This window comes from Argonema galeatum A003/A1 (assembly GCF_023333595.1).
GTDB classification, from domain to species: Bacteria; Cyanobacteriota; Cyanobacteriia; order Cyanobacteriales; family Aerosakkonemataceae; genus Argonema; species Argonema galeatum.
In genome coordinates this window covers 117,892-140,828 of the sequence record NZ_JAIQZM010000002.1, presented here as the reverse complement: position 1 = coordinate 140,828, position 22,937 = coordinate 117,892, and the positions used below count along the sequence as shown (strand labels likewise).

Annotated in this window: 24 protein-coding genes; 17 read left to right on the top strand and 7 right to left on the bottom strand. The window is 43.9% G+C overall.

The window, feature by feature from the left end:
• Positions 1–336: 336 nt before the first annotated feature.
• The 7 genes from LAY41_RS04015 (at position 337) to LAY41_RS03985 (ending at position 6,096) form a co-directional block, all read left to right on the top strand.
• Complete coding sequence (locus tag LAY41_RS04015) at positions 337–792, top strand: hypothetical protein (protein ID WP_249094370.1); 456 nt, start codon at positions 337–339, stop codon at positions 790–792.
• A 332-nt stretch (positions 793–1,124) separates the two neighbouring features.
• Positions 1,125–3,749 carry an ATP-dependent chaperone ClpB gene (gene clpB / locus LAY41_RS04010; RefSeq protein WP_249094365.1) on the top strand — a complete coding sequence of 875 codons (2,625 nt, stop codon included), beginning with the start codon at positions 1,125–1,127 and terminating at the stop codon, positions 3,747–3,749.
• 90 nt (positions 3,750–3,839) lie between these two features.
• Positions 3,840–4,070: an addiction module protein gene (locus LAY41_RS04005; protein WP_249094362.1), complete on the top strand. Its 231-nt coding sequence runs from the start codon at positions 3,840–3,842 to the stop codon at positions 4,068–4,070.
• Positions 4,067–4,246 (top strand): BrnT family toxin, encoded by a 180-nt coding sequence (locus LAY41_RS04000; protein WP_249094359.1) that lies wholly within the window; start codon positions 4,067–4,069, stop codon positions 4,244–4,246. Before LAY41_RS04005 ends, LAY41_RS04000 begins: the two co-directional genes overlap by 4 nt.
• Position 4,247: 1 nt before the next feature.
• Positions 4,248–4,511 carry a hypothetical protein gene (locus LAY41_RS03995; protein WP_249094356.1) on the top strand — a complete coding sequence of 88 codons (264 nt, stop codon included), beginning with the start codon at positions 4,248–4,250 and terminating at the stop codon, positions 4,509–4,511.
• 245 nt (positions 4,512–4,756) lie between these two features.
• Positions 4,757–5,209: a hypothetical protein gene (locus LAY41_RS03990; RefSeq protein ID WP_249094353.1), complete on the top strand. Its 453-nt coding sequence runs from the start codon at positions 4,757–4,759 to the stop codon at positions 5,207–5,209.
• Positions 5,210–5,436: 227 nt separating this feature from the next.
• Positions 5,437–6,096: a hypothetical protein gene (locus LAY41_RS03985; protein ID WP_249094348.1), complete on the top strand. Its 660-nt coding sequence runs from the start codon at positions 5,437–5,439 to the stop codon at positions 6,094–6,096.
• A gap of 58 nt (positions 6,097–6,154) precedes the next feature.
• Here LAY41_RS03985 and LAY41_RS03980 read toward each other — a convergent pair whose 3' ends face one another.
• Positions 6,155–6,694: a type IV pilin-like G/H family protein gene (locus LAY41_RS03980; protein WP_249094345.1), complete on the bottom strand. Its 540-nt coding sequence runs from the start codon at positions 6,692–6,694 to the stop codon at positions 6,155–6,157.
• A gap of 356 nt (positions 6,695–7,050) precedes the next feature.
• Complete coding sequence (locus LAY41_RS03975) at positions 7,051–7,698, bottom strand: SRPBCC family protein (RefSeq protein ID WP_249094342.1); 648 nt, start codon at positions 7,696–7,698, stop codon at positions 7,051–7,053.
• A 130-nt stretch (positions 7,699–7,828) separates the two neighbouring features.
• Between LAY41_RS03975 and LAY41_RS03970 the strand changes: the two genes are divergently transcribed.
• The 5 genes from LAY41_RS03970 (at position 7,829) to LAY41_RS03950 (ending at position 11,663) form a co-directional block, all read left to right on the top strand.
• Positions 7,829–8,185, top strand: coding sequence for a hypothetical protein (locus tag LAY41_RS03970; protein WP_249094339.1), 357 nt, complete (start codon positions 7,829–7,831; stop codon positions 8,183–8,185).
• A gap of 109 nt (positions 8,186–8,294) precedes the next feature.
• Positions 8,295–8,474 (top strand): rubredoxin, encoded by a 180-nt coding sequence (locus LAY41_RS03965; RefSeq protein ID WP_249094337.1) that lies wholly within the window; start codon positions 8,295–8,297, stop codon positions 8,472–8,474.
• A gap of 14 nt (positions 8,475–8,488) precedes the next feature.
• Entirely contained in the window at positions 8,489–9,826 is a 1,338-nt protein-coding gene (locus LAY41_RS03960) for a BaiN/RdsA family NAD(P)/FAD-dependent oxidoreductase (RefSeq protein WP_249094334.1), read from the top strand.
• A gap of 147 nt (positions 9,827–9,973) precedes the next feature.
• Positions 9,974–11,014, top strand: a complete 1,041-nt coding sequence (gene lpxD / locus LAY41_RS03955) for a UDP-3-O-(3-hydroxymyristoyl)glucosamine N-acyltransferase (RefSeq protein ID WP_249094333.1) — start codon at positions 9,974–9,976, stop codon at positions 11,012–11,014.
• A gap of 208 nt (positions 11,015–11,222) precedes the next feature.
• Positions 11,223–11,663 carry an Hsp20/alpha crystallin family protein gene (locus LAY41_RS03950; protein ID WP_249094330.1) on the top strand — a complete coding sequence of 147 codons (441 nt, stop codon included), beginning with the start codon at positions 11,223–11,225 and terminating at the stop codon, positions 11,661–11,663.
• Positions 11,664–12,049: 386 nt separating this feature from the next.
• Here LAY41_RS03950 and LAY41_RS03945 read toward each other — a convergent pair whose 3' ends face one another.
• Positions 12,050–12,592 carry a YqhA family protein gene (locus tag LAY41_RS03945; protein ID WP_249094327.1) on the bottom strand — a complete coding sequence of 181 codons (543 nt, stop codon included), beginning with the start codon at positions 12,590–12,592 and terminating at the stop codon, positions 12,050–12,052.
• A 481-nt stretch (positions 12,593–13,073) separates the two neighbouring features.
• On the bottom strand, positions 13,074–13,970 hold the full coding sequence (locus LAY41_RS03940; RefSeq protein ID WP_249094325.1) for a CoB--CoM heterodisulfide reductase iron-sulfur subunit B family protein: 897 nt from the start codon (positions 13,968–13,970) through the stop codon (positions 13,074–13,076).
• 258 nt (positions 13,971–14,228) lie between these two features.
• Here LAY41_RS03940 and acpP point away from each other — a divergent pair, with 258 nt between their 5' ends.
• From acpP to LAY41_RS03915, 5 genes are all read left to right on the top strand, one after another.
• On the top strand, positions 14,229–14,480 hold the full coding sequence (acpP, locus tag LAY41_RS03935) for an acyl carrier protein (RefSeq protein ID WP_249094323.1): 252 nt from the start codon (positions 14,229–14,231) through the stop codon (positions 14,478–14,480).
• Between the two features lie 349 nt (positions 14,481–14,829).
• Complete coding sequence (gene fabF, locus LAY41_RS03930; RefSeq protein ID WP_249094321.1) at positions 14,830–16,089, top strand: beta-ketoacyl-ACP synthase II; 1,260 nt, start codon at positions 14,830–14,832, stop codon at positions 16,087–16,089.
• A 223-nt stretch (positions 16,090–16,312) separates the two neighbouring features.
• Positions 16,313–18,325: a transketolase gene (tkt, locus tag LAY41_RS03925; protein ID WP_249094320.1), complete on the top strand. Its 2,013-nt coding sequence runs from the start codon at positions 16,313–16,315 to the stop codon at positions 18,323–18,325.
• A gap of 258 nt (positions 18,326–18,583) precedes the next feature.
• On the top strand, positions 18,584–18,877 hold the full coding sequence (locus tag LAY41_RS03920) for a hypothetical protein (protein ID WP_249094317.1): 294 nt from the start codon (positions 18,584–18,586) through the stop codon (positions 18,875–18,877).
• 5 nt (positions 18,878–18,882) lie between these two features.
• Positions 18,883–19,293 carry a type II toxin-antitoxin system VapC family toxin gene (locus LAY41_RS03915; protein WP_249094315.1) on the top strand — a complete coding sequence of 137 codons (411 nt, stop codon included), beginning with the start codon at positions 18,883–18,885 and terminating at the stop codon, positions 19,291–19,293.
• Between the two features lie 153 nt (positions 19,294–19,446).
• On the opposite strand, the gene LAY41_RS03910 is transcribed toward LAY41_RS03915, so the two are convergent.
• The 3 genes from LAY41_RS03910 to LAY41_RS03900 all read right to left on the bottom strand — a co-directional run bounded on the left by LAY41_RS03910 (position 19,447) and on the right by LAY41_RS03900 (position 22,766).
• Complete coding sequence (locus LAY41_RS03910) at positions 19,447–21,204, bottom strand: AIPR family protein (RefSeq protein WP_249094313.1); 1,758 nt, start codon at positions 21,202–21,204, stop codon at positions 19,447–19,449.
• 236 nt (positions 21,205–21,440) lie between these two features.
• A complete protein-coding gene (locus LAY41_RS03905) occupies positions 21,441–21,656 on the bottom strand; it encodes a hypothetical protein (protein ID WP_249094311.1) in 216 nt (71 codons plus the stop codon).
• 285 nt (positions 21,657–21,941) lie between these two features.
• Positions 21,942–22,766, bottom strand: a complete 825-nt coding sequence (locus LAY41_RS03900; RefSeq protein WP_249094309.1) for an ion transporter — start codon at positions 22,764–22,766, stop codon at positions 21,942–21,944.
• Positions 22,767–22,937 lie beyond the last annotated feature (171 nt).

Sequence of the window (22,937 nt, the reverse complement as noted above, 5' to 3'; positions counted from 1 at the left end):
TTTACTTGCCGAAAACTCTAAAATTAATAACTGCGATGCACCCCGGTTGCCATTTTAATCCAAAAGGGGTACAACGCTAGGAAATTTTGCCGATCGCTTATCCCAATATGTTTGAGGCCAACCCTGGGCGAACGGCGCTTCCTCAATCTTTGATGATGAACTTAATATCATATTTCTTCAGAGCCTACATTATACTTAAGGAATACTTAACAATTGCCCTAAAGACCCTGAGTGCTGAGTATGACCCCACGGATGAATCCGGGGGCCCAGGATAACCGGACTTTTAATTGCCAAGTAATATCATGTCCTTACGCATCGGTTACCTAAAAAATTCCTGTGATTACTCTTATCTGCGTTTATCTGCGTGTATCTGTCTTCATCTGCGGTAAAAATTTAACCAACGATGACAACAGAGAATTTGACAATATCACTCTTATACAATGCAACCGAACACGATGTAATAACATAAAAAAAAAATATTCCCTGATATGCTTTGCCTTTTTTTTAATCATTATCATCAATATAATAATTACCAATGTCCAAAAAACTCCGCCACAGACTGCATATCGTTCCCTCGACTTGATTGATGGAGCAAGATTGTCCAAAGCCCAACTCCCAGGTGAAAATATTGAATTGTACGAAGGGTCAAAACTGGTTAAAGCGATCGCGCCTAAAACAGCAAGCGATGGTATTTTTGAATGGACGCCGGATAAACCAATATTACAGAACTCAGTTGTCCGGGTGACAAGTTTGGAGCATAAAGATATTTTCGGGACTTTACGATTAAATTAGTAATAATATCGTGTCTGGTTGCATCGTTAGCATAAGACTGATATCGTTAAATTGTCTGTTGTCATCGTTGGTTAAATTTTTACCACAGATAAAGACAGATGAACACAGATAAGAATAATCATACGAATTTTTTAGATAACAGATGTTACTGGACATGATATAAGTAGGTGAGTGTAAATAAAAAAATGGGTAGGGCGGACGGCATTTCCCTAAAAAGGGCGGAAATACCCCTTTGGGAATACGCGATCGCCGATCCCTCTGCTGGTTGGCGTTTTTATACAATAACTTTAGCTAGATAAATGAAAATATAGGAACAGAGGGAACTCGGAAGAATGCAACCCAATAATCCAAATCAATTTACCGAAAAAGCCTGGGAAGCGATCGCACGCACCCAGGATATCCTCAAAACAGTCCAGCAGCAATACATCGAAAGCGAACACCTGATGAAAGCGATGCTGGAACAAGAAGGCTTAACCAGCAGCATCTTAAACAAAGTTGGGGTGAACGTGCAAAGGGCGCGTGACTACACCGACGACTTCATCCGACGCCATCCGAAAGTTTCTGGCGGTAGTTCCGTCTATTGGGGACGCAGCGTCGATACCCTCTTAGATCGAGCCGACGCCTACCGCAAAGAGTTTCAAGACGAATTCGTCTCTATAGAGCATTTGCTGCTGGCGTTTGCACAGGACGATCGCTTTGGCAAAGCTTTATGCCAAGAATTTAGACTAGATGAAGCTAAGCTAAAGAATACGATCGCAGAAGTCCGAGGCAGCCAAAAAGTGACCGATCAGAACCCCGAAAACAAATATCAGGCTCTAGAAAAATATGGCCGCGACCTCACCGAACTCGCTCGCAAAGGTAAACTAGATCCAGTAATCGGGCGGGACGATGAAATTCGTCGCACCATTCAGATCCTGTCTCGCCGCACCAAAAACAATCCCGTGCTGATTGGCGAACCTGGAGTAGGCAAAACTGCCATTGTGGAAGGATTGGCGCAACGAATTCTCAGTGGAGATGTGCCGCAATCCCTCAAAGATCGTAAGCTAATCGCCCTCGATATGGGCGCACTGATTGCGGGTGCGAAGTTCCGGGGTGAATTTGAAGAACGCCTCAAAGCAGTGCTGAAGGAAGTCACAGATTCCGATGGTAACATCATCCTATTTATAGATGAAATTCACACAGTTGTCGGTGCGGGTGCTACCCAAGGCGCGATGGATGCGGGAAACTTACTCAAACCAATGCTGGCACGCGGCGAACTGCGCTGCATAGGTGCGACTACTCTGAATGAGTATCGCAAATATCTGGAAAAAGATGCAGCTTTGGAACGTCGCTTCCAACAAGTTTATGTGGATCAACCCAATGTAGAAGATACCATCTCTATTCTGCGGGGTTTGAAGGAGCGTTACGAAGTTCACCACGGTGTGAGGATTTCTGATAGTTCTTTAGTAGCAGCAGCAACCCTTTCGACGCGGTATATTAGCGATCGCTTTTTGCCAGACAAAGCGATCGACTTGATGGATGAAGCAGCGGCGCGTCTGAAAATGGAGATTACCTCCAAACCGGAAGAACTCGATGAGATCGATCGCAAGATCCTCCAATTAGAAATGGAGAAGTTATCGCTGCAAAAAGAAAGCGATCGGGCCTCTAGAGAAAGACTGGATCGACTGGAAAAAGAACTTGCCGATCTCAAAGAAGAACAGCGCACTCTCAATGCTCAATGGCAATCTGAAAAAGAAGTTATCAACGACATTCAGGCTATCAAAGAAGAGATCGATCGCGTCAACGTAGAAATCCAACAAGCAGAACGCAATTACGACCTCAACCGCGCCGCCGAATTGAAATACGGTAATATGACCGAATTGCACCGCAAGTTGGAAGCAGCAGAAACCAGATTAGCGCAAACTCAAAGAAGCGGTAAATCCCTACTGCGGGAAGAAGTCACAGAATCCGATATTGCCGAAATCATCTCCAAATGGACTGGAATTCCCATCAGCAAACTGGTGGAATCCGAGAAAGAAAAACTCTTGCACTTGGAAGAAGAACTACACAACCGTGTAGTCGGTCAAGATGAAGCCGTTACAGCTGTAGCAGATGCAATACAGCGTTCTCGCGCTGGTTTAGCCGACCCAAATCGTCCCACCGCTAGCTTTATTTTTCTCGGCCCGACGGGTGTTGGCAAAACAGAATTAGCTAAAGCACTTGCGGCTTACTTGTTCGATACCGAAGAAGCTTTGGTGCGAATTGATATGTCCGAATACATGGAGAAACACGCCGTATCGCGTTTGATTGGTGCGCCTCCCGGATATGTCGGTTATGAAGAAGGCGGACAATTAACTGAATCAATTCGTCGTCGTCCTTTCGCGGTAATTCTATTCGATGAAATCGAAAAAGCGCACCCTGATGTGTTCAACGTACTGCTACAAATACTGGATGACGGTCGTGTTACCGACGCTCAAGGTCACACGGTAGACTTCAAGAATACCGTCATTATCATGACCAGCAATATCGGTTCTCAATATATTTTGGATATTGCTGGCGATGATTCCCGCTACGAAGAAATGCGTAGTCGGGTGATGGATGCGATGCAATCTAGCTTCCGTCCCGAATTCCTCAACCGGATTGATGAGATGATCATCTTCCACGCATTGAATAAGCAAGAGTTGCGGAAGATTGTGCAACTGCAAGTGCAGAGATTAGGTAAACGATTGATCGATCGCAAAATCTCCCTCAAACTTTCCGATGCAGCTATTGACTTTTTAGCAGAAGTAGGGCACGATCCAGTTTACGGTGCGCGTCCGTTAAAGAGAGCAATTCAACGCGAACTGGAAACGCAAATTGCCAAAGCAATATTGCGCGGCGAATTCAAGGATGGCGATACCATCTTTGTAGATGTGGAAAACGAACGCCTTGCTTTCAAGCGATTACCGCAAGAATTGCTAACAGTTCAATCGAGTTAATTTATAGTAGTGGGGTGGGCAAAAGTTCACCCTATTAATTTATCTAAACCTGATAGCTTAAGGATAGTTACTAAGGAGTTTCAAACTACTATGACACTCGAACAGCTTGAAGCAGAAGTTCTGGCGCTGCCGAAGGACTCTCAGGCAGCACTGCTAGCTCGACTTCTTGCATACTTAGGTCAAACCGATGAAATTGACCAAGAAATTGCAAGTGTATGGGTTCGGGAAGCCCAATTACGCGATCGAGCAATGGACGAAGATAGAGTTACTGGCATTCCGGCAGAGCAAGTGTTTCAGAAACTTCGCGAGTCTTTGCAATGAAAGTCGATTTTTACGATCCTGACCATTCCTACGATGAGCATCGCTACATTATTATTGGAGAGTCAAGTCAAGGTCGATTATTACTTGTGTCCTACACAGAACGAGGTAACGCTATTCGGCTGATTAGCGCTAGAGAAGTAACACGGGCAGAACGAAAAGCTTATGAAGGGGGATGATATGGAAATGGAAGATGAACTTCGCTCAGAGTACGATTTGCATAGTTTGCGTGTCAGGAAATTAGGTTCTGGACGGAAAAGTTTTGGGGGGACGACCATTCATCTAGATCTTGATGTTGCAGAAGTGTTTCCAAATTCAGAGTCAGTCAATGAAGCACTTCGGTTTCTCATTAGAATTGCAAAGGAGAACAAACCACCTCTACCTAGTATGGAAGCTGAAGCTACTCGAAGAGAGCGTGAAGATTATGGAAACAATGCCTTTTGACGAATCGCAGAACTCTGATGACGAGCTTTTGCCTGAGTACAATTTTAAATACCAGAAGGCCAAATCGCTAGATTCGTAATTTTTACCGGAGTAGAAAATTTGGTTATATAAAGTTAAGTCACGCTCTAAAACTGGGCTTTTGATTTTGCGATCGCACTTCCAAAAACATACCTGTGAAAGCCTAGATATTATACTACTATAAAAGCGATATTATCAACTCTATTATTAGCAGGAACTCAAAACCCATGAGCCGCAAAATACTGATTTTTTTGACTGTCTTGATTCTTTCCTTCAATCTATTCACATTACCTTCTATATCTCAAACTATTCCCAAATGCAAGCAACAGGAAGAAATCTTTACATTACAAGTCCCCAACTACGCAGTTCAACACCAAGGAGGAGCGATCGTAAACATGAAACTTGCCTATCGTTTCACGACAGAAGCGATCGACCAGAAAGACTACCCAGATTTAGTGCCACTTAAAAAAGATCTTGATAATTTTTTAATCAATTATCCGAACGAAACAGACTATTGGGAAATCCTTAATAAAAATCTAGTCCAATTTCTCTTAGATAAATATCCACAGATTTCATCTTTGAAGATAGAGATGGGTGTAATGCCTACTCTAAACGAGCCTTTCTTTCGTTCCAGTATCGTCCGCAGCACTCGACGCGAAATGTGCAGTCTCAGTCTTTAACTTTTAGCAAGACTGAGCATAAAGGTTGTATATTGCTTACCAAAGTTATGGATAATTAGCTAATGTGATTTAACGATTATTATCATTTGAGTCAAGTTAATTATTCCATCGGGGGGAAGCGTAACGGCTTTGTCAGTGTTTAAAGTAAGCTTATAAAGGTAGAACCAAAAATTCACAAAATGCAACTGCCAGCTTTAGCGATAGCGATCAAGAGGCTTGTCAAGACTATGGAACTCAATCAGAATTTTTTTGCAAAACAAGCATGGTTTAGTAGAGCCACTATCATAGCGATTTTAGCGGGTTCGATCGCAGCTTGTAACGATACAACAAATAACCCAAATACTGCCACCCTTACTCCTACCCCCACAACAACAGTGGTTGTCACGCCTAGTCCTATTCCCACACAGACTGTGGTTGTCACGCCTAGTCCTATTCCCACACAGACTGTGGTTGTCACGCCTAGTCCTATTCCTACTCAGACTGTGGTTGTCACGCCTAGTCCTATTCCTGCTCAGACAGTCATTGTTAGGGAGCCAATTACCGATTTAGCAATTGTTGGCACCACACCAGATCGGCAGTTGCTTCTTAACAAGCGGGTAGAAGTAACAAATATTAAAGCTCAGACTGTAAATGGCGATCGCACTTTCTGGGTTGGTGCGGGTAATAACCAACAACTGTTCGTTGTTCTCGATCCAGTATTAGATGAAGGTAATGCTGAGAACAAGGTTGTTGTTAAAGCGGGACAGGCACTTAATCTCAACGGTGTCATCAAACCGATGCCAAGTCCCCAGCAAGCTCAAACCCAATGGGGTTTAAGTGCCGCAGAAGCTAAACAACTGAGCAACCAAACAATCTACTTGCAAGCCGATCGAATCAAATTTCTCTAAAAAGCAATCGCTCGTAAATGCGACGGATTGCGTAAATATCCAGCCCGTCGCATTTCATTTAGAGTTTAGTAGATCCCGCAGGACATTGAATATTGTTGCGAACAAGTCGGGGCATAGGGGGAGGTGTTCTTGAGGCTCTATTGCTTTGACAAATACCGGCTATTGTTGTGGTATTATTCCCAGAACCGATCGCAAAAACTGCCCCAGTATAACTCCTTATCCTAGTGTCTTTGGCTGAAGCTGTTGACCGGGCGCTTCTTGGATTTACAACCGCAACTTTGTAGCTGTAATTGCCAGTTTCGGCGCTAATACCTAGCCCTAATTGTCCGAAATTGGATGCAAATCGACTATTTTCAAGATAATAAGCTTGTTGCGCCCTATTCAATGAACTAATTGTGCTTTTACCCTCGTCTTGTTTCGCTCGTATTATCGGGCCGAATTGTTTAACTGAGGCTTCTTTAACTGAGTTTCGATTAGAGTTTATGGTCGGAATTTTTGCGGTGGCATTTATACCGATAGAAAGCACAGTCAACAGTGCGATTAAGATGGAAGGGTAGGCTTTTGTCAACATAAGAACACGGTTAAGTTTGAAAGCCATTTTTCCCTCTTGAGTGTAAAGCCTGTTAATGTTTAGGCTGATTTACTTTTTTAAGAAAATCATCTATCTTTAGACAGGACTTAGGCACTAACCAAGGTTTTGCCCCCCTAGCCCCCCAAATCTGGGGGGAATGAGGAGGGGGGCCTCCAGATTTGGGGGGTCGAAAAGCGTAAGTCCTATTTAGACATATTTTTTAAGCCGATTCAGTAATAACTCAAGTTGCTAGTTAGTTCAATTGGCTCTTGTTCGGAATGGATAATGGGTATGTTGTTGCGCTTTAGCGCTCTTATAGCGCTAAAGCGCAACTACGTATTTAGTGCCTAAATGCGATCGCCCGTACCTACTGAATCGATGTTCTAGACTTTACCGCAGAGAACCTGACGCATTTTCCGCATATTGGTAGGCAAGTCCAAGTGCATTGCTTGTTGAATGAAAATAGATGGCACTGGGATAATGGGTGTTGCCTGTACGCTGTAGGTAAGTATGGTGCCGTTGCCGCAATCTTGTAGCTTTAAGTCTGCTGCAAAATCGATAAAGCTGCCTTTTTCCATGCGGAACTGGATTTGCTGCTGCACTACCTCAAATACCTTTAGGTAAATTTCCACTTCAGCGGTGAAGATGAGAAAAGCTTTTCTGGCAATTTGATACAGACGTTTGCTCTTTCCAGTCAGGCTATCACCTCGGTGTAAAACTTCACTGCGGATCAGGTCGGGAAAGTATTGCACCCAGCGGGGGTAATCAGTCAGCTGTTGCCAAGCGTGCGATCGCAGTATCGGCAGATACATTCCCGCCGTACAGGCACCGCCCCAGGCAGAATGCGATCGCACAAAAAGCAAAATCTCCCCAGATAGCAATGCTGCTTCCTGCCTTTGATTCCACACCGCGCAGTCAGCCCAGGCAATAGAGTCCGATACAGAAGGTAGAGTCATTTTAGTTTGAGCAACTCTTAAATAATACGAATAGGTTTCGGCTTGAGACTTGTCCAACTTATCACCGTCAGGCAAGCATCCCTCCTATTCAACAATTTACCCACGGCTGTTTAAAAAAACGCAAAGTTTATATGAAGTTTTGACAAATTTTTACCGTGATTTCACGGTTATGCAAATTCATACCTCTATGGTATGAAAAAATCAGATGTATACACTATATCCTCCAATCCCCGCAATTTCCGAACTTTTTAATTTATTTTTATACATTCACTTCAGTATTTTCCTCAAGATTTTCGGCAGGCGTGACTCCCGTACCCATGCGATAATAAGTGGGGTAATTACGCGATCGTCTGTAGAGCCAAACTTTGTGAGCATCTCTCGGAATTCTAGAAATTTGAGATTTTCGTCTATTTTTGCGACTTCGATCGGAGTAATGGTAGCCGTTTGGGTGCTGAGAGGATTGGAAATTCTCACCTTTATTCCCAGCGGCGTCATCTGGGTATTGCTTCTGCTTTCGATCGTTACCGGCATTTTGAGCTATCTGCAAAATACAAAGTGGTAATTAGAGGGAAGTGGGGGCTTAGAATTGATAAGCCAAAGAAAAGCTGAAGCCTCTGGAACTTAGTTTCTGGAGGCTTAAACTATACAAAGATCGTTAGGAGAAGACCAAAATGCAAGAATACGTATGCACAGCCTGCGGCTACATCTACAAGCCAGGGCAAGGAGATCCAGAGGGAAGCATTCCAGCGGGTACCCCCTTTAGCGATATATCCGCCGAGGATTGGGAGTGTCCCGTTTGCGGCGCAAAGAAAGTCGATTTTGAAGCATATGATGAACCAACCGATGAGTAATTAAAAAATATCCCGTGTCACAAATATCACTACAAGTTGTAGTAATTGGGGGTGGGGCAGCTGGTTTTTTGGCTGCCATTACCTGTGCCGAAAGCCATCCTCACACCCAAGTAACCTTACTAGAAGCGGGTCGTCAACCCCTCAGCAAAGTGCGCGTCTCCGGTGGGGGTCGCTGTAACGTCACCCACGCTTGCTTCGATCCAGCTGTGTTGGTGCAAAACTATCCTAGAGGAGGCAAAGCTTTGCGGGGTGCTTTCAGCCGATTTCAACCCCGCGATACGGTGGCGTGGTTTGCAGCGCGAGGTGTCCAGCTGAAAACCGAGTCGGATGGACGGATGTTTCCCGTAAGCGATGATTCGGCGACGATTGTAGATTGTTTGATGCAGACAGCTAAGGCAGCTGGGGTAAAACTTCGCACTGGGGTAACTGTTGCTTCAGTCAAGGAGATCCTACCCCCCTCTGTCCCCCCGCCACGGGGGGAAGATCGGGAAGAAATTTTATTTGCTAATGGCAATAAGTTTGAGATCGAATTGAAATCGGGAGAGAAGTTGAAATGCGATCGCATCCTGCTTGCCACCGGCAGTAACCCAACAGGTTACCAAATAGCCAAAGCATTGGGTCATCACATCGAACCACCAGTTCCTTCTCTGTTTACCTTTAACGTACCCGAACCCAGCCTGAAAGATTTGGCTGGTGTAAGCGTAGATAACGTTCGCGTGCGATTGCAAGTTGGAACCTCACCCCCAACCCCTCTCCGTTCAACTGAGAGAGGAGGTAATGGCGAATTTGAACAAACTGGCCCAATACTAATTACTCACTGGGGTTTAAGTGGCCCTGCCGTGCTGAAACTCTCCGCCTGGGGTGCCAGAGTGCTGCACGATTGCCACTATCAGGCAACATTGCTAATTAATTGGCTTCCTCAGTACAATCCAGAAAGCCTGCGTCAAATCCTATTGAATGTTAAATCTCAGTTGGTACGACGCCAGATTTCCACCAGCTGCCCAGTTCTTCTCCCCCGACGCCTCTGGGAATATTTAGTCACCCGTGTGGGCATTAGTACAGAAGATAAATGGTCGGGTATATCTAACAAACTCCTGGATCGGCTAATTCAAGAACTCATTCAAGGCCAATACCAGATTAATGGCAAAGGCGTTTTTAAAGAAGAATTTGTCACCTGTGGCGGCGTCAGCCTTAAAGAAGTAGACTTCAAAACTATGGAAAGCAAATGCTGTGCGGGTCTTTACTTTTCTGGTGAAATTCTGGATATCGATGGCGTAACTGGTGGCTTTAATTTCCAGAGTGCTTGGACAACCGCGCACTTAGCAGGTAACGCAATAGGAGTTAGAGAATAGGGGCAGAGGGGCAGAGGGGTAAGATGGGAAAAGAAGAAGATTTCAGATTAAAGAATTGAAATTAAATCTAAAATCTAAAATCTAAAATCTAAAATTCCTCTCTATGCGCCTTTGTGGTTCAATTTATTCAAAGTCTCAGACAAAATAATGAAATTTAGCGAAATAGTACAAAAACTAGAGTCTGCCTCCAATAGCCTGATATCTAACGCAGCAGTCGATCCTGAAATTATTGCTGTCGCACCGATCGATGAGGCACCTATTGGCACTCTCAGTTACATAGAGGGAGCGAAATTTGCGACTTTTGTGAGGAAAACTTCGGCAAGTGCCTTAATTTTGCCCCAAGACGAAGCGCTACAGAAGCAAGCGATCGAACGGAGTATTGCCTGGATTGCTACAAATGAACCAAGATTATTATTTGCTCAGGCGATCGCACTTTTCTACAAACCCTTCCGTCCAGATGTGGGAATTCATACCACGGCTGTCATTCATCCTTCAGTACAAATCGGTAACGATGTTTATATCGGCCCCCATGCAGTCATCCAAGCAGGGGTAAAGATTGGCAACTACGTCTGCATTCACCCGAACGTGGTAATTTACCCAGAAGCGCAGATAGGCTCTAGCACAACATTACACGCCAACTGCACCATCCACGAACGCACCCGCATAGGCGCAGATTGCGTCATTCACAGCGGTGCAGTTATCGGTGCGGAAGGCTTTGGCTTTGTCCCCACACCCACTGGCTGGTTCAAAATGGAACAATCTGGCTGCACGGTGCTGGAAGATGGCGTGGAAGTTGGCTGCAACACTACAATCGATCGCCCAGCCGTGGGAGAAACGCGCATAGCACAAAACACAAAAATTGACAACCTGGTACAGATCGGTCACGGCTGTCAGGTGGGTGCTAACTGCGCCTTAGCTTCACAAGTGGGATTAGCCGGTGGCGTGAAGGTGGGAAATCGGGTGTTGTTGGCGGGACAGGTGGGAATAGCGAATCAAGCTCATATTGGAGATGGTGCGATCGCCACAGCCAAAGCAGGGATTCACAGCGATGTCGAACCAGGTGCGATCGTAACTGGCATTCCAGCCATTCCCCACAAAGTTTTTCTTAAGGCAGCAGCCATCTACAGCCGCCTTCCAGAAATGTATCAATCTCTTAAACAAATCCAGCGTCGCTTGAGTGACAAGTAATCATCGGAAAAATCGGGAAAATCGCACTGAATTAGTAGGGTTTCCCTCACTCTCTCAATTCATGCTTTAAGACATCATAGAGTCATGGAAAGAGACGCCTAGCTCAATCACCGCAACGGTTTACAGCAACAGTAGCGTATCTCTTACCAATTGTTGAGTAAGCATTTGATTCAGTTCCTGTAAAACATTTAGAAAGGTTACTTGACTTATGAGATTAATACGTTGGCAACCTTACCCAGAAATGGAAACCTTACGTCGTCAAATGGATCGAGTGTTTGACGATCTCACCCAAGTTAACAGCGAAACCCGTACAGCTTGGACACCTGGAATTGAGTTGCATGATGAAGACAAGAATATAATTTTGCGGGCAGAAATTCCCGGTGTCGAAGGTAAAGACTTGGATATCCAAGTTACTCGCGAAGCCATTTCCATTGCTGGCGAACACCGCTATGAAAAGCGCAATGAAGAAAAAGGTTTTTACCACTCTGAATTCCGCTATGGCAAGTTCCAGCGCACCGTTCCCCTCCCAGTTCCCATTCAGAACGATAAGGTAGAAGCTGAATTTAAGAACGGCATCTTGACGCTAACTCTCCCTAAAGCAGAAGAATTGCAGCGTAAAGTTGTCAAGGTGAATGTGCCTAATAACTAAGTAGTAGTGTAGGGTGCGTTGCAAAGCCCCTTTATTACCGCTGAGTATAGGGAATTCTCTATACTCAGCGGCTGTTTATTTAAGAAATATGGCAATAAGAAGTGCTTTCCGGTCAATGAGCCATATTTGGTATGTTGTTGCGCTTCAGCGCTCTTGTAAGTAGGTAAGTGGAAATAAAGTCAAAACTGGGCGGACGGGACGCCTTGCCCCATCTCTAAATCACTATTTTAACTTTATTTACCTGCGCCTACTTAATATCAAATCCGTCTGCGTCGGAATTGTTCGTTTTTACCCTGGAGCGGCCATAATGATTCAGACACAACCGGAAACGATATTACCGGGTTTCTCTTGTGTACTTCATAAGGGCTGCAAGCCGATATAATAACCTATTCATGATTAGATGGCTTATTGTGTTTGGAACCACCTTGACTATGCAGCAAGTAACTACTAGCAGCAATCAGTAGAATCGCAATAGCTAAATAGAGGATTTCTTGGTATGTTGTAATAGGCATTCTCGCAACTTGTTTAAAAATTCTCACTACTAGAACGATTACAATGACCTTTAAAATCTTATCTTTTAGTTCATCTAACGAATGAATTTCCAAAATACGGATTTCCTGATTTGCTCTGCCCACATCAATTTTGGAAATAAATAGTTCGTATATTCCAAAACTAAAAAGCATTAAAACTATTCCGATCAAATAAAGATCGACTCCACCAATGATACTTGTCATTACTTTTGTAGTAAATTCAGAGTGAGGACCTTCAAATTCCGAGTATTGTTTAACTCCTTCAATAATTTCCAAGCTCCCAAGCCAAAATAAATTGATAACGCTAACTAATCCGAACAATACAGGTACGATTGCCAAAAATCTAACACCCCACAGCAAATTTTCTGTAACTTGCTCGACTTTTTTGCTAAACCGCATATACTACTCCTGAAATCTTATCGGCTGATTTTACCATAAATTTTTTATTTTTTTAGTTTATGTAAGACATTTCGTAGCAGTATAGCCATAGTCAGATATGTTAGGACACTATAGAGCTATTCCCCGCCAGGAAGCGACTGTGTTTGCACTCAGGACTAAAGCCGAAGGACTCAGTACTTTGCTATATCTTGATACAGCCCATATTTGGCACCCTAAAGTCTGACTCTACGTATTTGGGTGATTAGAAACTGAGCACTGGCGACTGGGAAGATAATTTAAACAGGACTTACCCACTAGCCCCCCCTGCCCCCCAAATCTGGGGGGAGTAAGCTTCTCTTCCCCCCAGATTTGGGGGGTAGGGGGGCGAAACAAGAAATATTGCGTAAGTCCTCTTTAAATAGTGTAAAGTATTTAAAATTACCAATCCCTAGTCCCCAATACTTAAAAAACCGATCGTGCCGATCGAAGTGCGGAATGGGGCCTAAAATCCCAATTTCTCCAAGACGGGATGAGTGGAGACAATGTGTCGATCTAAACCAAGTTGCTTTGGCTCAATTCCCAGCGCTAAAGCAACCAATTGCGGTAAATGCAGCACAGGCAAACCCAGCTTACGCTCAATCACCTTTTCCACTTCTGGTTGACGAGAATCTAAATTGAGGTGGCACAATGGGCAGGGCGTTACCATACAATCGGCACCAGCCTCTATAGCTTCCTGAATATGCGCCCCAGCCATTTTAAAAGATTGAGTTGTGGCATAGCTGGAAAGCGGCCAGCCGCAACACTGAGTCCGCCCTCTATAATAAATTGGCGTTGCCCCAATCGCCCGAAACACATTTTCCATTGATTCTGGCTGGAAGGGGTCGTCAAATGGGATTGACTTTTGCGATCGCAGGAGGTAGCAGCCATAGAAGGCTGCACAGCGAAGATTGCTAAGCTTACGAGTAACTCGTTCTTGGAGCGCTTGGAGGCCGTAATCTCCAACCAAAGCCCATAGCAGATGTTTAACCTGGGTGCTGCCGCGATAAGGCGAACAACTCTCTTTTTTTAATAAGCCGTTAATCTGTTCTAAGTAGGCTGGGTTGGTTTGCTGGGATTCCTTGAGCCTTTCGTCTACATGACCGATGACTCCCTGACAGGTGCTGCAATGGGTGAGCAGTGGCAGGTTCAATTCCTCAGCTAGGGCAATATTGCGGGCATTGACAGTATCTTCCAACAGCTGAGATTCTTCTTTAAAAGTGCCGGAACCGCAGCAGGAAGCTTTTTTCAGCTCTATCAGCTCAATCCCCAGTGCTTTGGTGAGGGCTGCTGTCGATTGGTAAAGTTCCCGGCAGGCACCTTGGGCAACGCAGCCAGGAAAGTAAGCATATTTAAGTGTCATTTGTCAAGTGTCATTGGTAAAGTGTCATAGATCGCGGTACTGGCTCTTCTTTTATAATCGCTTGTTGAGGGCAATGGGGAATTGGCGATCGCTAAAAGGGAAAATTTTGGCTGGCGACCCAGTCAAGCTATTTGGTGTCAGTTAAAAAATTGGCTAGATCTGGATTGAGCGCGATCGCCATATTCAGATAAGATTAAGAAATGCTTAGAACCATATTTCCCAGAGCGGAAGTTTGGGCAACTGCGATAAGGGATAACTATGAGCGAACAGGAAATTTTTCAGAAAGTTCAAAAAATTGTGGCAGAGCAATTGAGCGTTGAAGCCACTGACGTCAAACCAGAAGCCCATTTTACCAACGATTTGGGGGCTGATTCCCTAGATACGGTAGAACTGGTGATGGCCTTAGAAGAAGAATTTGATATCGAAATTCCCGACGATGCGGCAGAAAAGATTTTGACGGTTCAACAGGCGGTAGACCACATCAACGAAAAAGTGGCAGCATCAGCATAAGAGGGGGTAGGGGCTAGGGGCTAAAAAAGTCAAAAGTCACTCATTCAAAAGTCAAAATCTTTTTTGCCGAATCGTCGGAGTAACGACTATAGCAGGGGCTTTCAAGCCCAAAGTTTACCCGACTAAGTACAGCGTATGTACTACGTTTTTAAGGCGAGTCTACAAAGAACAATATCGGTAGCCTCTATCCTGTAATGCCAGCAGGTATGCCAGGGAGTTTCACCACTTCTGAGGCGCGACGGTTTCTCTAGAAACTCATAATAGCTATGTTGCATAGACCCCGACCTCCCTTTCCTCTCACCGCCAAGCCGAGTACAGCTATGGCGGGAGTCTCCCGGGAGGAATAAAGATGACAGATTTTGAAGGTAAGCGCGTTGTTGTTACTGGTTTGGGCGCGATTACACCCATTGGCAATACCTTAGCTGAGTATTGGGAAGGATTGTTGAGCGGACGCAACGGCATTGGGCCGATTACCTTGTTTGATGCGTCCCGCCATGATTGCCGCATCGCTGGCGAAGTGAAGGGATTTGACCCCCATGACAGCATGGATCGTAAGGATGCCAAACGCATGGATCGCTTTGCCCAGTTTGCAGTTTCTGCTAGCAAGCAAGCGATCGCAGACGCCCAGTTTGTCATCAACGAACTGAACGCAGAACAGGTAGGCGCAATCATCGGCACCGGCATTGGCGGTCTTAAAGTATTGGAAGATCAGCAAGAAATATACTTGACAAAAGGGCCGGATCGCTGTAGTCCCTTTATGATTCCCATGATGATCGCCAACATGGCAGCCGGATTAACCGCTATTCACACAGGCGCTAAGGGGCCTAACTCCTGTTCTGTAACCGCCTGTGCCGCTGGTTCCAATGCGATCGGGGATGCCTTTCGCCTGATCCAGCGGGGATACGCCCAAGCCATGATTTGCGGTGGCACGGAAGCAGCAGTAACACCTCTATCTTTAGCGGGATTTGCAGCAGCGCGAGCGCTATCGAAGCGCAACGACGACCCAGCCCATGCCTCTCGTCCGTTCGATCGCGATCGCGATGGATTCGTCATGGGCGAAGGAGCCGGTATCCTCCTATTGGAAGAACTGGAACACGCCCTCAGTCGCAAAGCCAAGATTTACGCCGAAATAGTCGGCTACGGCATGACCTGCGATGCCTACCACATGACCTCCCCAGTACCAGGTGGAGAAGGAGCAGCCAGGGCAATCCAGCTGTGTTTGAAAGACAGCGGTCTAACTCCAGAACAAGTTAGCTACATCAACGCCCACGGCACCAGTACATCAGCTAACGATGTCACCGAAACAGCAGCAATTAAAAAAGCTTTGGGAGACCATGCCTACAAAGCGGCCATTTCCTCGACAAAATCGATGACAGGTCATCTTTTGGGCGGTTCGGGTGGCATTGAAGCAGTTGCTACCGTCATGGCGGTAGCTAATGACCGAATTCCACCAACCATTAACTTAGAAAACCCCGATGTCGGGTGCGACCTAGATTATGTCCCCAACCAAAGTCGCGCCCAAAAAGTAGAAGTGGCACTGTCCAATTCTTTTGGTTTCGGGGGCCACAACGTCACCTTAGCATTTAAAAAATACGCCTCTAATGGGTAATGGGGAATTGGTCAGTGGTCAGTGGTCAGTGGTCAGTGGTGATTCTCCCCCACTCCCTATTTGACTTTTGAATGAGTGACTTTTGACTTTTCTAGCCCCTCTTAAAACTACTTGCCCATCGATCTCCCTAATGGGATGATGGGGATACTGTTTTGGGGCGATCCAGAGTACCCATATTTCAGCTTACCTACCAAGTTTTCGATCGTCGTTAAAAGAAGAGATTATGGCCGTTGCAACCCAATCACTCCAAGAACTTTGCATTAACTCAATCCGCTTTCTGGCGATTGACGCCGTAGAGAAGGCAAAATCCGGCCATCCAGGACTGCCGATGGGCGCTGCGCCGATGGCGTTTGTGCTGTGGGATAGCTTTATGCGGTATAACCCAAAGAATCCTAAATGGTTTAACCGCGATCGCTTCGTGCTATCAGCTGGACATGGCTCAATGCTACAGTACGCCCTGCTCTACCTGACTGGCTACGACAGCGTAACCATAGAAGACATCAAGCAGTTCCGTCAGTGGGAATCCAAAACCCCCGGACACCCCGAAAACTTTATGACGGCGGGCGTTGAAGTCACAACTGGCCCACTAGGTCAAGGAATTGCCAATGGAGTAGGTTTGGCAATAGCGGAAGCCCACCTTGCTGCTAAATTTAACAAACCCGATGCCACGATTGTTGACCACTACACTTATGTGATTTTGGGTGATGGTTGCAACATGGAAGGTATTTCTGGTGAAGCTTGTTCCTTCGCAGGACACCTGGGATTAGGTAAACTCATCGCTCTATACGACGATAACCACATCTCGATCGATGGTTCTACAGATATAGCATTCACCGAAGATGTTTCCAAGCGGTTTGAAGCTTACGGTTGGCACGTCCTCCACGTCAAAGATGGCAATACCGATTTAGAAGGAATTGCTAAAGCAATTGAAGCAGCAAAAGCTGTCACCGATAAGCCGACCATGATTAAGGTGACAACCACCATCGGTTACGGTTCTCCCAATAAAGCAAACACCGCTGGTGTTCACGGTGCCGCTTTGGGTGCAGACGAAGTAAAACTGACTCGCGAAAAACTGGGTTGGCAACACGAACCTTTCGTAGTTCCACAAGATGCCCTCAACCACATGGGTAAAGCAGTGGAACGCGGCGCTGGCTACGAAAACGATTGGAACAAGACTTTTGCTGAGTACAAAGCTAAGTATCCCCAAGAAGCCGCTGAATTTGAACGTTATATTAGCAGTAAATTGCCCGACGGTTGGGATAAAGTACTACCCACCTACACCGCCGAAGACAAAGCACTGCCCACGCGCAAGCACTCAGAAAACTGTCTCAACAAACTGGCATCAGTTTTACCTGAACTAATTGGTGGTTCCGCCGACCTCACCCACTCCAACCTTACCGAAATCAAGGGAATTGGCGACTTTCAAAAAGGTCAATACCAAAACCCCAACATCCACTTTGGCGTGCGGGAACACGGTATGGGTGCAATCTGTAATGGTATAGCACTGCACGGTTCGGGATTAATTCCCTACGGCGCTACCTTCCTGATCTTCACAGATTATATGCGTGCTGCCATCCGCTTATCTGCCCTATCCCAAGCTGGGGCAATTTGGGTGATGACTCACGATTCGATCGGACAAGGTGAAGATGGCCCGACCCACCAACCGATCGAAACGCTGGCTTCTCTGCGTGCTATTCCTAACCTGACTGTGATTCGCCCCGCAGATGGAAACGAAACCTCTGGGGCTTATAAAATTGCGATCGAAAAAGCCAAGCAAAACGATCCCACCCTGTTAGCCTTCACCCGTCAGAATGTCCCCAACTTGGCAGGTACTTCCATTGAGGGCGTGGCAAAAGGTGGATACATCGTGGTTGATTCGGATGGTACACCGGATATTATCCTGATTGGTACTGGTTCAGAATTGAGCCTCTGCGTCACCGCAGCTGAGAAACTCACCGCCCAAGGCAAGAAAGCCCGTGTTGTCTCAATGCCTTCAACAGATATCTTTGATGCACAGGATGCAGCTTATAAGGAGTCTGTTCTGCCCTCATCTGTCACCAAGCGTTTGTCTGTAGAAGCTGCTAGCAGTTTCGGCTGGCATAAGTACGTGGGTATGGGGGGAGATTGCGTTAGTATCGATCGTTTTGGTGCTTCCGCTCCAGGTGGAGTTTGTCTGGAGAAGTTTGGCTTTAGCGTTGATAATGTTTTAGCTAAAGCTAAGGCATTGTTGGGTTAATAGTTTGAGCGATAAGATTTGGCAGGCAAGATGCCTGTAATACTTGTGGGGTGGGCATCTTGCCTGCTCTTTTTTTTGGTATAATCTGGGCAGGAACGTTCAGTAAAGTGGGCAATAGTTACAGGACTTACGCACTATCACCCAAAAAACCCGGTTTATCGTTTTGACCCTCAAACTGAAATGATGAAATTACGTTAAGAAACCGTGTTTGGAGCGTAAGTCTTAAGTTAATTTCTGTTCAATAATCAGGAAGATATTATGTACGAAGTTTCTAATGAAAAAAATGAAGTTCTCTCTCGCGTATCACCAATAGTAGAAAAGTTGATTCAAGGAAATAGCTTATTTCAGGTGAAATTAAATAAAGAGGAAATGATTCAAAGTATGGAAAACTTGTTTGAGAAGTTTTCTCCAGAAGAAATGAGAACAATTACAGATAATGAACTAAGCCGCCGAATTAGGAAAATTATGATGCTAGAGGCAGTTTCGGGTACTTTAAACGATCTAGCACCAGACCAAATTGAAATTTTTGATGCGGCGGTAGAAGGTAGGTAAAGGAGTTGAATTATCTAATAGACACGAATATTGTTACTTACATTTTGAAGAGAAATGTAACTGTAAATAACAAATTAAAAGAAGTGAATCGTTTGGGAGAAGAGGTATTTATAAGTTGCCTAAGTTACTATGAAGTAAAAAGAGGACTTTTGGCTATAAATGCTACAAGGCAGCTTTCAGAATTTAATCAATTCTGTAGAGAGTATAGCGTGTTATTTCTAGATGACATAGAAATTATTGAAAGAGCATCAACCATTCATGCAGATTTAAAGCGCAGAGGTAGACCTATACAAGATGCAGATATATTAATAGCGGCGACGGCAATTACGCGGGGATTAATTCTGGTTTCTAATGATTCTGATATGTTGAGAGTGTCAGGGATTACGGTAGAGAACTGGATGGATTTGGAAAGTTAAAGGAAAATGCGATTGCACGATTAACGCAAGTGGCTAGTTATAAATATTGTCGGTTCGATCCCCCCTAGCCCCCCTTCAAAAGGGGGGAACCGGATTCAAAGTCCCCCTTTTTAAAGGGGATTTAGGGGGAGCGAAACCCCAGTATGCTTATAACTAGCAACTTGCGTTAGTAGAAAATTTTACATTCTTTCGTAAATAGGTAACAAAGTCTTTTTGTTTGGCAATTGTATTGATTGACAACGATGGTTTTGATTTTAAATATTCGTTTGTCAACTCAATAATTTCAGATAGAGTTTGGTTTAGGATCTCCTCTTTTATGTCAACTTGTAAAAGGGATTCTACATCTATAGCCTTGTAGTCAGTTTTGCCAAGCATTTTAACGATAACAAGCATTGCCAGGTGAAAACTTAGAATACGAAGGCTTGAAGTCTGGAACCATTGATTGCCGTTTTTTTGTTTTGATTGATTGGATACGGTGGTGCGTATAAATGATTCTACTTGCTTCATCGTTTTGGCAGAAAATAAATACGTATCCATTTTGAATGATGATTTAAAGATGCTTTTATAGTTCTGTTCTGTCTTGATAATAGAAGATGGTTGAGCCCGTGAAATATCTGGTTTACCAAGAACAATCGCCATTACTGCTTGAGCAAGATAGGGAATACTAATAATTCTGTCCATCGGCTTTCCATTATTTTTGTAATAATTCTTGCGCCGATCGTAAAACCAGTCTTTATTATAAAAGTACGATTCAATGTCACGTTGTATATCCTCAGTTGCTTTCAATGAAGCGACCGGAATAGGTGTCTGAAAATTCGTTGCCTTGATCACACTGTCTCTGGTTTCTGGCTCGGTTGTTACAACAATTTTTATTAAAATCGATCTTCTCTCATCTTTTTCAACATTTTTGGCTTTTAAATAATTAAAAATTGTGTGAGTGGTTTGAAGCCCATTAACAATTTCAACATCATCAAGGGTAATTGTTTTCCCAACAATGCTGGCTTTTGATGCCAAAATAGTCACTCCATTATTAAGCCACCAAAAGTCCAAGTCCAGTTTATTATCTGATTCTAGCGTCTTTTGAATATCTTTATTGACTTCGACGTTATTACCTTGATAATCACGGACATTTGCTTCAAAAATATGTTTGCGTAATTTCCTACTTTCATCTGTGACAAAATCATAATAGTCTGTTATGCTGGACAAGACGACATAACTATATGCGTCTCTTGAAATGTAATTTTCTAGGAATTTGAGTTGTAAAGTATAACTCTTTTCTTGACGGGAAGCCTCAAGTAGTTCGCGGACTCCCATAAATTCGACACAAGTTGTAGCGCCTGTAAAACATTCGCAAATTGTTTTTTCGAGTGTTTTGGCTTTGTTATGTATTTTAGGATTTATATTTGCTTTATCGCCCTTAGTGGCATAGACATACGTTATTTTCAAGGTGGGATGGTGTAAGCTCATTTTTAAATATATCTTTCTGAAAATACTTATTTTTTCAATCAGCCCTGCATTATAAAATTTATTAATTTCAGAAATGTCTTTTTGTAAATCAAAAATATCTTGACTTGTGGCAATAAACTTATCAACTGCTTTCTCCTCGAATGAAGATGAGCGTTTAGATTGAATTACAAACAATTCAATCTTAGAGTTTTTTTTGAAAACATCTTTATCTGGTTCTTCTTCAATAAGTTCATCGTTAACGAAAGTAAAAAATCCATCAATACCACCATCATCGCCACCTCCTATTTTACCAAACTGCAACTGTTCATCAGAAGGGGTATATTCTTTTAATCTTTGTTCAAACGTGAACAATTCAAAAAAATCATCATCAGGCCATGAATTCGCGGTTTCGATTTTCTTTTGTTCAAGAATACTGTTGAGAACTATGATGTCATTAGCGGCCATTTGTCTTGCCTCCATTAGTTTTATACTTTCAATACTCTGGTTATCTACGATCTTCACGGCTAATGTAATATCATCAGGATGGATTTGGAAAATTAAAGGAAAATGCGATCGCCCAAAGTAATCTCAATAGTAAAATAATCATAAAAAAAGCCCTGGTAGGGCTAATAACTGTTATTTAAAATCTTTTATGCGGCTGGTAAGCTGAGATTGTCGAGTTCCGCTGTCCAGCCTGCTATTTACATGACGATCGATAATTCATCGGCGATTTGGATGCGACCTTTGACCAGGGAGCGAATCAGGCGATCGAGACAGCCCCGTTCTTCTTCAGTGATGGACTCATCAAGGATAGCAGCCATCATACCATAACGGTCAGCTTTGGTGAGGCGGTGCGTGTCGGTAACAGTAGCGATTAGTTCGTTGATTGCGCCGGGGAGGAGGTTAACTGGGGACATGGGGTTGCTTTGAACTCGACATCTTTATCATCCCCTGGTTTTCTGTGAGGGCGGGTGATTCTGCGGGTGTTGGCTCAGTGATAATACCGAAAGTGATTTGTGAGCCAGAAGCAGTGTCAGATATGATCTGAATCACATACGTTGTTGAAAATTTATGAAACATTTGCCCGTTGGTCAGCAAGTTAGGTCGCTCCAAGGGAAATCCCCCTTGTATTTCCTGGTGATGATGGTTCTCTTAGTCTTTTTGGATTAAGGCGTAGCAATTCAGTCTGAGTTTTTTGTTAACTAATTACTTATAGCAGAATTTGTGTTATTTTGTGGGGTATTATCTAAACGATTTTCCAATTTCGCACCGCAATTTTTGCAAAATTTAGCGTCAGCATCGTGAACAGATAAACTACAAGTAGGACAAATCGTCTCAATGTGATTAGTATCTTTAACAAGTTGCTTGATTAAATCCCCTACTTGCTTGGGAATCAGTGCAATCCCCGTAAAAATCATCATCACTGTTAAGAGGCGACCTGCTTCTGAAGTTGGAGTAACATCCCCAAACCCAACAGTTGTCATTGTGACAACGGAAAAATAAAACGCATCCAAAAAAGTATTGAAACTTTCAGTATTTACAGGGTGTTCAACTTGATATATTAATCCTGAATAAACAAAGATAATCGCAAATATAGTAAATATTATTTTCGTCAGAATTACGCTATCTTTACTACTCAAATTACCGGGTAACTTTTGAGTTTCTATAAATCTGAACAGCCGCAAAATTCTAAATAAGCGAAAGAGCCGGATAAAGCTGATGTCTAACCATCCAGCGAAGAAAGGTAGGATAGCTATTAAATCAATTGCCGAGTAAAGACTGAACAAATATTTTAGCTTATTCTCAGCACACCAAAAACGCAATAAATACTCGAATGCAAATATCAGTAATATTACCGAATCTATTAAGTTTAACTTATCCCGTATATTTTCGGGTATTCTATAGGTTCCGATTACAAATATCGCTGATGATAATAGCACCAAACCTGTAATAATTAAATTAACGATTCTGCCGGTTAGCGTTTCAATGTCTTCAAAGTAAAAGGAAATCTTTTGCCTTAGCAACATGGGTTAAATTTACCAATCGTTCTTTGACAAAGCGCAGATCGAGTTAAGGAATCCTTAGTCGATCGAGCCAATTTCGCGTAAAAACCTTGCTTTGGCTGCTATAGAAGCATCTCTGGCTTAGCGTAATCGCCGCTTTGAGTGTGTCGGCTCTATTCGGTAGGCAGAAGACTG

Bases quoted from the DNA above. Each gene is read 5' to 3' on its own strand.
- clpB (WP_249094365.1), top strand. From the start codon at position 1,125: ATGCAACCCAATAATCCAAATCAATTTACCGAAAAAGCCTGGGAAGCG.
- LAY41_RS04005 (WP_249094362.1), top strand. From the start codon at position 3,840: ATGACACTCGAACAGCTTGAAGCAGAAGTTCTGGCGCTGCCGAAGGAC.
- LAY41_RS04000 (WP_249094359.1), top strand. From the start codon at position 4,067: ATGAAAGTCGATTTTTACGATCCTGACCATTCCTACGATGAGCATCGC.
- LAY41_RS03995 (WP_249094356.1), top strand. From the start codon at position 4,248: ATGGAAATGGAAGATGAACTTCGCTCAGAGTACGATTTGCATAGTTTG.
- LAY41_RS03990 (WP_249094353.1), top strand. From the start codon at position 4,757: ATGAGCCGCAAAATACTGATTTTTTTGACTGTCTTGATTCTTTCCTTC.
- LAY41_RS03985 (WP_249094348.1), top strand. From the start codon at position 5,437: ATGGAACTCAATCAGAATTTTTTTGCAAAACAAGCATGGTTTAGTAGA.
- LAY41_RS03980 (WP_249094345.1), bottom strand. From the start codon at position 6,694: ATGGCTTTCAAACTTAACCGTGTTCTTATGTTGACAAAAGCCTACCCT.
- LAY41_RS03970 (WP_249094339.1), top strand. From the start codon at position 7,829: ATGTATACACTATATCCTCCAATCCCCGCAATTTCCGAACTTTTTAAT.
- LAY41_RS03965 (WP_249094337.1), top strand. From the start codon at position 8,295: ATGCAAGAATACGTATGCACAGCCTGCGGCTACATCTACAAGCCAGGG.
- lpxD (WP_249094333.1), top strand. From the start codon at position 9,974: ATGAAATTTAGCGAAATAGTACAAAAACTAGAGTCTGCCTCCAATAGC.
- LAY41_RS03950 (WP_249094330.1), top strand. From the start codon at position 11,223: ATGAGATTAATACGTTGGCAACCTTACCCAGAAATGGAAACCTTACGT.
- LAY41_RS03945 (WP_249094327.1), bottom strand. From the start codon at position 12,592: ATGCGGTTTAGCAAAAAAGTCGAGCAAGTTACAGAAAATTTGCTGTGG.
- LAY41_RS03940 (WP_249094325.1), bottom strand. From the start codon at position 13,970: ATGACACTTAAATATGCTTACTTTCCTGGCTGCGTTGCCCAAGGTGCC.
- acpP (WP_249094323.1), top strand. From the start codon at position 14,229: ATGAGCGAACAGGAAATTTTTCAGAAAGTTCAAAAAATTGTGGCAGAG.
- fabF (WP_249094321.1), top strand. From the start codon at position 14,830: ATGACAGATTTTGAAGGTAAGCGCGTTGTTGTTACTGGTTTGGGCGCG.
- tkt (WP_249094320.1), top strand. From the start codon at position 16,313: ATGGCCGTTGCAACCCAATCACTCCAAGAACTTTGCATTAACTCAATC.
- LAY41_RS03920 (WP_249094317.1), top strand. From the start codon at position 18,584: ATGTACGAAGTTTCTAATGAAAAAAATGAAGTTCTCTCTCGCGTATCA.
- LAY41_RS03910 (WP_249094313.1), bottom strand. From the start codon at position 21,204: ATGGCCGCTAATGACATCATAGTTCTCAACAGTATTCTTGAACAAAAG.
- LAY41_RS03905 (WP_249094311.1), bottom strand. From the start codon at position 21,656: ATGTCCCCAGTTAACCTCCTCCCCGGCGCAATCAACGAACTAATCGCT.
- LAY41_RS03900 (WP_249094309.1), bottom strand. From the start codon at position 22,766: ATGTTGCTAAGGCAAAAGATTTCCTTTTACTTTGAAGACATTGAAACG.